Origin of the sequence: Corynebacterium wankanglinii, assembly GCF_013601005.1 — a bacterium.
GTDB lineage: Bacteria > Actinomycetota > Actinomycetes > Mycobacteriales > Mycobacteriaceae > Corynebacterium > Corynebacterium wankanglinii.
In genome coordinates, this window is the sequence record NZ_JABFED010000005.1 from 180,600 (window position 1) to 188,961 (window position 8,362).

Sequence of the window (8,362 nt, forward strand, 5' to 3'; positions counted from 1 at the left end):
GTGCCGCCCCCTGCTTCTAGAACCAGGTGGCGGGGCGCACCTTGTTGGCCATGTCCACAAGTGCGTAACGGTGCTTCGGGTACGGGGCCACCCGTGCCTGCGCCCGCAGGGTCAGCGCCAACCCGCGGCGCAAGCCCCGCACGGTGAACGGGTATTCAAACAGAGGCGCTGCGCTGGCCCCGCTGTGCGAGCGCAGGTAGGTTAGCCCGGCCTCGATGACGGACACCTTGATCTGCAAGAACCTGGGCTCGGTGGACGGGATTTGCTCCAGCCGCCGCGCTGCCAGACGGATCTGGGCTTCGCTGGGTTCACCCACAACTAGGCACAGGATCGCCGTGAGCTGCGCCATCCGGTAGTGGCGCGAGGAGTTCGGCACCTTATCCAACGCCTTGATGGCTAGCTCCACCTCTCTTTCGCACATCAGCATGCGTGCGAGCCCGAACGCGGAGGACACGGTGGTGGGGTTGGTCAGCCACACCAGCGCGTACAGGCGTGTTGCGTGGAAGCGCAGGCCTTCGGCGGAGGTGACGGTCATGGACCAGGTCTCATCGGTGATTCCGGCAGCGGCCATGTGCTCGAACACGGTGTTTGGCACGTCGCGCAGCTGTTGGGCGAGGCCGGCGGCTGCGGGCGCGAGCTCGTCGTCAAGCAACTCGCTCTCCTGGTACCCGCCGTCCTGCAGAATGAGCTCACTGACCGCGGCGAGGGCGAGCTTCGGCGCGGCCTCGCCCGGCAGAAGATCTAGCACTTCCGCGAAAGACTGCTTCGCGGCGGCGAAGTCGCCCAGGAGTGTTTCCACCACACCCGCGTACCACGAGTACCGCCAATTCGCACCGAAGCGGTCCGTCATCGAGCGCAGCCATGTGCGCGCCTGCGAGGTGAGGCCCAGGTCGAGCATGGTGCGCACCACGCCGAAAGGAATTTCCACGGAGTGCTCGTACTGCGGTGTGGACATGGCTTGGCGCAGGGTCTCCAACGTCTCACGCGGCTCGGCGTAGGAGGAGCCTTGGAGCATGGCGGCGCCGACATCGGCGCGGTCGATCAGCGGGGAGGGAAGCGCGGCGACCACTTCCTGCGGGGAGATGTCCACGCTGCGCGCGATGCCGTCGATAAGCTGGTCGGTGCGGAAGACGAGGTGCTTCGTGCCGAACGTCGTACGTTGCGGGGAAAACAGCGAGTGCTGCGCGGGGAAAGTGCGCCCGTCGCGCACCGCCAACACCTCGCGCAGGACGCCGAGCAGCTGCGCCTCTAGCTCCGCAAGGCTTGTGAAGCGCCGCGCGGGGTCATCATCGCAGCACCGCGCCAACAGGCGGTACAGGGAGGTGTACTGGCGAAACAGGGGTTCCTCGATGGGGGACGGGATCCGCAGCTCGTACACGCCGTCCGTTTGCGGCAGGTCCACCACCAGCGACGCCAGGGTGCGGCCCACGGTGTACACGTCGGAAGCGATAGAGGGGCCCTTTGCTGCCACCTCCGGCGCCTGGAACCCCTTCGTTCCGTAGATGAAGCCGAAGGCACCGATGCCGGAGACCGCCCCCATATCGATGAGTTTGACCTGGTCTTCGGTGACGATGATGTTGTCGGGCTTCAGGTCGTTGTACACCACCCCGCGCGAGTGCAGGTAGTCCAGCGCCGGCAGCACCTCGAGCATGTAGGCGATGGCGATGTCCGGTTCGAGCACACCGCTTTTCGACGCGTTCCGCCACGCCCGCAAACTCGGCCCGCCCACGTACTCCATGACGGTGAACCCGCCGGGCACGCGCGGGTCGTCGATGAAGTTGAAGATCTGCACGATGCCGGGGTGCGTGATGTCTGCCAGGAATTCGCGCTCCGCCGCCGCGGCCGCCGCCTCGTCCGGGTTGTCCGTGGAGTGCAGGCCCTTGAGCACCACCACGCGCCCGGCCACATAGTGGTCTTGGGCAAGGTAGATCCAGCCCATGCCACCGTGGGCGATAACGCCCATGATTTCGTACTGGCCGGCCACCACGTCGCCGGGCTGCAGCACCGGCGGGGCGATGCCCTTTCTCACCACGGCCGGTTCCGGGTCGATCAGCGCCTCTTCCGGTTCGGTAGGCTCCACCCAGGGCAGCTCCACCATGCCGTCGGCGACGACGCGGGTGGCGCGCCGGGTGCCGCGGCGTTCGCGGAAGGTGTCCAACGCCTGCTGGCGCGAACGCTGGGAGGTGTCCTCGCGGTTGCCGCCCCTGCGCAGCTTGTCCAGGTCTTTGAGCAGCCCGGCCATCTCGCCCATGGCGGAGTAGTCGGTCTCTCCGTCGGAATCCCACCCTTCGGCGTCGTCACCGTCGTCGGCGAAGGGGTCGAAGGCGACCGCCTCGGTGCCCGGCTCCTCGTCATCGGCGAACGGGTCGAAGGCGACCGCTTCGGTGCGCTGGGGCTCTGCGGGTTTCTCGCTCACTGCCCCTCCTTCCGGTACATCAGCGGCGGCGGGGCGGATTCCGCGATGGAGCCGCCGAGCCAGGTGGAGTAGAGCTCGGACCACGTGCCGTCGTTACGCATGCGCTCCAACGTGGTATTGACCTGGCGCACGAGATCGTCCTGCCCTTTGGCCACGCCCACGCCGTAATACTGGGTGGCCAGCGTGCCGGGCAGGATTGTGGCGTACGGGTCCTGGGCGCTCAGGCCCGCCAGAATGGAATCGTCCGCCACGATCGCGTCCGCCTGGAACTGCTGGGTTGCCATGAGGCAGTCAGACCAGGAGCGGGTGCTCAGCAGCGCCGAGTGCGGGGTGAACGTGCGCGCGATCTGGGACAAATTTGTGCCATCCACAATGCACACCGTCTTTCCGTCCAGGCCGTTGATGTCCTCCACGCCACGGTCCCGCGGCACGAGCACTCTCACCCGCGAGGTCAGGTACGGGGTGGAAAAATCAATTTTCCTCGCCCGTTCCGGGGTGATGGACATAGTGCGGATAACCACATCCACCTCCCCGTTTTTCAGCGCGTCCGTTCGCGCCGCGGAGTCCACAAAGCGCAGATCCAGCGTGTTCGTCCCGGAATGGTTCTCCCCGAAGATGTCGTCGGCGATTGCGCGGGCCAGGTCCACCTCCAGGCCCTGCAGCTCCCCGCTGGCGGTGTCGCGGTAAGACAGCAGGTACAGCGACTGGTCTATGCCCACCACCAAGCGCCCGCGCCGCTTGATGCGGTCCACGTTCGGGGTTTCATCAGTGCGTCCGCGCGGGTTCAGGGAGCCCTCCCAGTCCAGGCGCGCCGGCACGTAGGGGTCGTTGGGGATACCCTCGGCGTCCTCCAGCTTCGCGCCGGGCGGCAGCGGCAGCAGCTCGCGTGTGGGGGAGGTCTCCCGTTCCGGCTCAATGGTGGCCTGCACCGGCGTCGGCGCATCGGAGCAGCCAGCCAACATCGCAGCAGCCGCAACACAGGCGGCCCACGTCGCCCTCACAGGTACTCACCCAACCTTCTGCGGATACCAAACCAGGTGGACATCACGGCCAGCACCGACAGCAGCGCCACTACAGCGGCGACCCGGCGGGTGGCGTCCAGGGAGGCGTCGATGTACACGCGGGTGTCCTCGCGTGAGGCGGCGATCATCTCCGACAGCGTTGCGTCCAGTTCCCGAAACGCGGTTTCGCCCGCCGCGCCCCCGGAGGCCAGCAGCGCGGTGGCCTGGTCGTAGCTGCCGCTGTTCAAGGCGCCCACCAGCTCGTTGTGCTCGTAGGCCCAGGCGTTGAGGGCGGCGCGGGCGTCGTCGATAAGCTGCTGGCTCCCGCCGTACTCCTCAGCCGTCGCAATAGCCGCGCTTACAGACGCATACGTCCCGTCAAACGCCTGCGAGGAATGCACCACGGACTGGCGCCGCAGTAGCGCGAACGTCTCGTCGGTGCGCGTCTCCAGCGCATCGATGCGCGCGGCGGTGAGCTCCTCCCACGGCTGGGCGGCGCGCTCGTAACCCACGGAGCCGGAGCGCCAGGATTGGTAGTTGGACACGCCCGCCCAACTCAGCGCCACCACCACCGCGAGGGTGCCGGCGAGGAAGCCGCGGTTGAGCCGGCGGCGGAACACGCGCCACAGCCACCACTGGGTCAGCACCAGAAACACCAGCGCCGCCAGCAGGCCGGACAGCGGGATCCACTGGGGACGGGACAGGCGGCGCATCTCCTTTGCTACGTCGCCGCGGGTCAGCTCGTTGATCTCCGATGCGGCCACCAGCATCCGTGAACGCATGATGCCGGACGCCTCCGACATGTAGGCCACGCCCACCGGGTTGCCCATGCGCTGGTTCACCCGGGCGCGCTCATTCAAGCCGACGTAGATGGGCAGGTCGCGCAGGATATCGCTGACCAGCTCCTCGATGCTCGCGCTGGTGGGGGAGTTCGCCTCCACAGCGCCTTTGTAAATCTCGCCGGCGGAGCTGACCGCGGTATCAATCGCCGCAGCGTACGCCTCCGCATCCCCCTCCGACAGTGGGCCGGGCTGGACGAAGCCGGCCGCGGCGATCGTGTCCGCGCGCAGCAGCGACGTGGACAGCAGGTGCGCGGCCGCGCTCATCGGCTCGGTGGCCTCGCGCACGGTGTCCAGAGCCTGGTTGCGCCCGGCCATGGACTGGCTCATGGACAACCCCGCCGCCAGCAGCATGGTGGTCAGCAGCACCATCACCACGATGATTTTGCCCGGGGTGGTCTGGGCGAACGCGCGGCTGCGGCGCCCCATCCGCAGCGGGCCAGCCAACGGCCCGTGGATGACACCGTGGAGGCGGGGGTGCGCGGGCCGCGCCTCGAGCTCCTCGAGCCACGCGTCGTCGCTCACCGGCTGCGTCACCATTCCGCAATAATAACTGTTCCCACCTACAGTGGGGGCCATGCTTGGCGACGGAAACGGCTGGGTCACCGCACCCAACGGCACAAAACTCTGGGGCAAGTACGGCGCTGCCGGTCTCTTCCTCGTTTCCGGCACGGGCGAAGAGGCGACAGTGCTGCTGCAACACCGTGCGGCCTGGACCGCCCAGGGCGGCACCTGGGGCATGCCCGGTGGCGCGCGCGACTCGCACGAAACCCCGGCCGAAGCCGCCGTGCGCGAATCCGTGGAGGAGTGCGGGATCGACCCGGAGCGGCTGCGCGTGGTGGACGAGGTGGTCACCACGGATTTGCCCGGGTGGAGCTACACCACCGTCATCGCGCTGTGCGACGCCCCGCTGCCCGTCACCGCCAACGAAGAGTCCGAGGAACTTCGGTGGGTTCCTCTCCGCGACGTTGCGGGGTTTGAGCTGCATCCGGGCTTCGCGGCGTCGTTAAGCACTGTGCTCAAAACTGCCATGGTGCATACTGATCCGCATGATTGAAGTGCAAGGCCTGACCAAACGGTACGGCTCCGTCCAAGCGGTGGATGACCTGACGTTCACGGTTAAACCCGGCGTGGTCACCGGCTTCCTCGGCCCCAACGGCGCAGGGAAGTCCACCACCATGCGCATGATCCTGGGTCTCGACAAACCGACCTCCGGCACCGCGCTTATCGACGGCGCTGCGTACCGCGCCCTCCCAAACCCCGCACGCAAAGTGGGCGCGCTTCTCGACGCCAAAGGGGTCCACCCCAACCGCTCCGCCCGCGCGACCTTGCTCTGGCAGGCGCAGGCTGCTGGGATCCCCCGGTCGCGGGTAGACGAGGTGCTCTCGCTGGTGGGCCTGACGGATGTGGCCGGCAAGCGGGTCGGCAGCTTCTCCCTGGGTATGGGACAGCGCCTCGGCATCGCGGCTGCGCTGCTGGGCGACCCCGAGTACCTCATCCTCGACGAGCCCGTCAACGGCCTCGACCCCGCCGGTATCCGCTGGGTACGCGGCCTCCTGCAGTCCCTGGCTGCGGAGGGGCGCACCGTGCTGGTGTCTTCCCACCTGCTCGCGGAGATGGCCCAGACCGCCCAAGACCTGATCATCATCGGCCGCGGGCGTTTGGTGGCCAACACCTCCGTGGCGGAGTTCATCCGCACCAACTCCGGCGTGACCACCATCGTGCGCACCCCCACCGAGGACGCCGCGGCGGCACTCGCATCCGCGCTGGAGCACGCCGAGGCGGCGATGCCGTTCCGCCGCGCGACCGACGCGGACGGCCGCTCCGTGTTCGAAGTTCCGGACCGCACATCCGACGAGGTCGGCCGCGTCGCGTTTAGCGCCGGCGTACCGCTATCCGAGCTGTCCGAGCGCCGCGCCTCCCTCGAAGAGGCCTACATGCAATCCACCGAGGGCCACGCCCAGTACGTCTCCGGAGGTCGAAATGCTTAACCTGTTCCCGGCCGAATGGACCAAACTGCGCTCCACCGCCTCCTTCTGGTGGACCGCCGGCCTGATCGTCCTGTTCAGCGCCTTCTACGGGGCGCTGTTCGGCTACACCTCCCGCGTCAGCGGCATGCCGTACGTGCCCATGACCGTGGTGGCCACTGTGGCGCTGACCACCGGGATCATCGTGATCGTGCAGCAATCCATGGTGGTGACCACCGAGTACCGCTTCGGCATCCCCGCCACCAACTTCCGGGTGGCGCCGAGGCGGTGGCAGGTGGCCGTCGCCAAGCTACTGCTCGGCGCACTCCTGGCTTTCCTTGTCACCCTGGTGGGCCTCGCCGTCGCCTTCGCGCTTGGCGACCTCACCGCCACCGTCCCCGCAAACTGGCTCTCCAACAAAGCGGTCCACCGCGCGTTGTGGGCCGTGCCGCTGGGGATGGCGCTGATCACCGTGTTCCAGCAGGGCGTGGGCTGGCTGGTGCGCAACACCTCCGGCGCAATCGTGGTCGGCATGGGCATGATGCTGCTGGTGGAGACCATCGTGGGACTCATCCCGCGCTTCGGGGCCGACGTGGCCAAGTACCTCCCGTTTGGCAACCTCATGGCGTTCATGACCGACCAGCCCACCGCGAACTGGTCGCTGCCCGTGTCGCTGCTCATCTTCGTGGTGTGGGCCGTGGCGGTGTGGGTCGCCGGGGTGCTGACGCTGGAGGCGCGCGACGCGTAGGTGCGGCTTGCCGGATCCTCCGCTACCATCTCCCTGGATGAAACGAACGGGGGGTTCGACATGGATGGGGCTCGCAAGAATGCGCTGCTGGAGATGCTTGTGGATATCCGCAGAGTCACAGCTCACGACCAAACCACACACTCCCGCATCAGAACCGGGCAGCTGCGCCAGCTCACCACATCGCTCTACATTGATGCAGCGCAGTGGAAGAGCCTGGAGCCCTTTGAGCAGGAGTTTCTCCGCAGCTGCGCCGCTTCCAGGCAAAGCACCAAAGCGATCCTTGTGGGCTTTTCCGCGGCGCGGGTCTGCGGAGTGTGGGTGCACTACGACACCAAACCAGGCGTGCAAGTCGCGCTCCCGAGCGGAAAGCCGCCATCTGCCAAAGCGCAGAGCCCGGGCATTGAGTACAAGCGCATGGCCGTCCCGGACGAAGACGTGGTTAATCGGGCGGGGATACGGTTTACCAACGCAGTGCGCACCGCCATCGACATCGCCCGCAGCGCGGGTGAGCGTTCCGGCATCGTCGCGTTTGAAAGCCTGTTGACGGGCTGCTCCGACGACCAGGCCGGCCTCATCCGGCAGGAATGCTGGGCAATGATGCAGCGCATGAGGGGGACGAAGGGCATCGGCAACGCACGACGCGCGCTTGCGAAGGCGACCAACCGCTCAGAGTCGGCGTACGAAACGCTTCTGCGTCTCATCTTGGAAGAGCACGGCATCACCTGCCACACCCAGGTGCTCATCGGCCCGTACCGGGTAGACATCCTCGTCGGAGACGTGATCATCGAAATCGACGGCCGGGAAAAGCTGAAGGAGCGTCCGGGGGAGATGTATGCGAAGCAGCTGGACCGCGAGAACTGGTTGAAGGAGCACGGGTTCAAAATCCTGCGAGTGACGCCCAGCGAAATCAACCGCAACGAGGTGGCTGTGGTGCGCCGAGTGCTCGACATGCTCGAAGAGGAATCGCGTCACCTGCGGGAGGCTCCGCGCCTGTACCAGCCGCAAGGGCCGAGCCGACAGGAGTTCTTCCCCGAGGCGCTGGCGAAGCGGCTGGGGCTTTAACAGCAAATGGTGAATTCCAAATGGTGAAAGTCCGCGGAGTTGTCAGTGGGTGAATGCGCCACCTCGACTTGGAGGTTGTTGTGGCTGGCCGTTGGACTCCGAAAGATGTGAAGGCTGCTTCTGTGGCGCGGCTTGTTGCAGGCGATGATGTCGGCGAGATTGCTCGTGATGCCGGTGTGGCAGAGGGCACGGTTTATGAATGGGTCAAGCAAGCAGGTGCGCTCCCACCGATGAAGGCGTTGGCACGTGCACGCGACCAGCTCATCGACGACGCGGTGGCGTTGGTGGCTTCAGGTATGTCGGTACCGGATGCGGCTGCAACGTTAGGT

General features: G+C 66.8%; 8 protein-coding genes. 5 read left to right on the top strand and 3 right to left on the bottom strand.

Annotated features, from left to right (window positions below):
• Positions 1-16: 16 nt before the first annotated feature.
• From HMA55_RS08235 to HMA55_RS08245, 3 genes are read right to left on the bottom strand one after another with little or no spacing between them, the layout of a single operon-like run.
• The gene (locus HMA55_RS08235; protein ID WP_257802489.1) at positions 17-2,416 is read right to left on the bottom strand and encodes a serine/threonine protein kinase; all 2,400 of its coding nucleotides are present in this window, start codon (positions 2,414-2,416) and stop codon (positions 17-19) included.
• Positions 2,413-3,417, bottom strand: coding sequence for a glutamate ABC transporter substrate-binding protein (locus tag HMA55_RS08240; protein WP_257802488.1), 1,005 nt, complete (start codon positions 3,415-3,417; stop codon positions 2,413-2,415). The genes HMA55_RS08235 and HMA55_RS08240 overlap by 4 nt, the downstream gene beginning before the upstream one ends.
• On the bottom strand, positions 3,414-4,796 hold the full coding sequence (locus HMA55_RS08245) for an MCP four helix bundle domain-containing protein (protein WP_181192567.1): 1,383 nt from the start codon (positions 4,794-4,796) through the stop codon (positions 3,414-3,416). The genes HMA55_RS08240 and HMA55_RS08245 overlap by 4 nt, the downstream gene beginning before the upstream one ends.
• A gap of 37 nt (positions 4,797-4,833) precedes the next feature.
• On the opposite strand from HMA55_RS08245, the gene HMA55_RS08250 reads away from it, so the two are divergent.
• The 5 genes from HMA55_RS08250 to HMA55_RS08270 all read left to right on the top strand — a co-directional run.
• On the top strand, positions 4,834-5,313 hold the full coding sequence (locus HMA55_RS08250) for an NUDIX hydrolase (protein WP_181192568.1): 480 nt from the start codon (positions 4,834-4,836) through the stop codon (positions 5,311-5,313).
• A complete protein-coding gene (locus tag HMA55_RS08255) occupies positions 5,306-6,247 on the top strand; it encodes an ABC transporter ATP-binding protein (RefSeq protein WP_181192569.1) in 942 nt (313 codons plus the stop codon). Before HMA55_RS08250 ends, HMA55_RS08255 begins: the two co-directional genes overlap by 8 nt.
• Positions 6,240-6,971, top strand: a complete 732-nt coding sequence (locus HMA55_RS08260) for an ABC transporter permease (protein WP_181192570.1) — start codon at positions 6,240-6,242, stop codon at positions 6,969-6,971. The genes HMA55_RS08255 and HMA55_RS08260 overlap by 8 nt, the downstream gene beginning before the upstream one ends.
• A gap of 60 nt (positions 6,972-7,031) precedes the next feature.
• Positions 7,032-8,033 (top strand): endonuclease domain-containing protein, encoded by a 1,002-nt coding sequence (locus HMA55_RS08265; RefSeq protein WP_181192571.1) that lies wholly within the window; start codon positions 7,032-7,034, stop codon positions 8,031-8,033.
• A 53-nt stretch (positions 8,034-8,086) separates the two neighbouring features.
• The coding region (locus tag HMA55_RS08270; RefSeq protein ID WP_181191559.1) for a transposase at positions 8,087-8,362 on the top strand (276 nt) is incomplete at its 3' end.

What these genes read in the sequence shown, in the direction of transcription:
- HMA55_RS08265 (WP_181192571.1), top strand. Translation starts at nt 7,032, where the DNA reads ATGGATGGGGCTCGCAAGAATGCGCTGCTGGAGATGCTTGTGGATATC.
- HMA55_RS08245 (WP_181192567.1), bottom strand. Translation starts at nt 4,796, where the DNA reads ATGGTGACGCAGCCGGTGAGCGACGACGCGTGGCTCGAGGAGCTCGAG.
- HMA55_RS08250 (WP_181192568.1), top strand. Translation starts at nt 4,834, where the DNA reads ATGCTTGGCGACGGAAACGGCTGGGTCACCGCACCCAACGGCACAAAA.
- HMA55_RS08255 (WP_181192569.1), top strand. Translation starts at nt 5,306, where the DNA reads ATGATTGAAGTGCAAGGCCTGACCAAACGGTACGGCTCCGTCCAAGCG.
- HMA55_RS08260 (WP_181192570.1), top strand. Translation starts at nt 6,240, where the DNA reads ATGCTTAACCTGTTCCCGGCCGAATGGACCAAACTGCGCTCCACCGCC.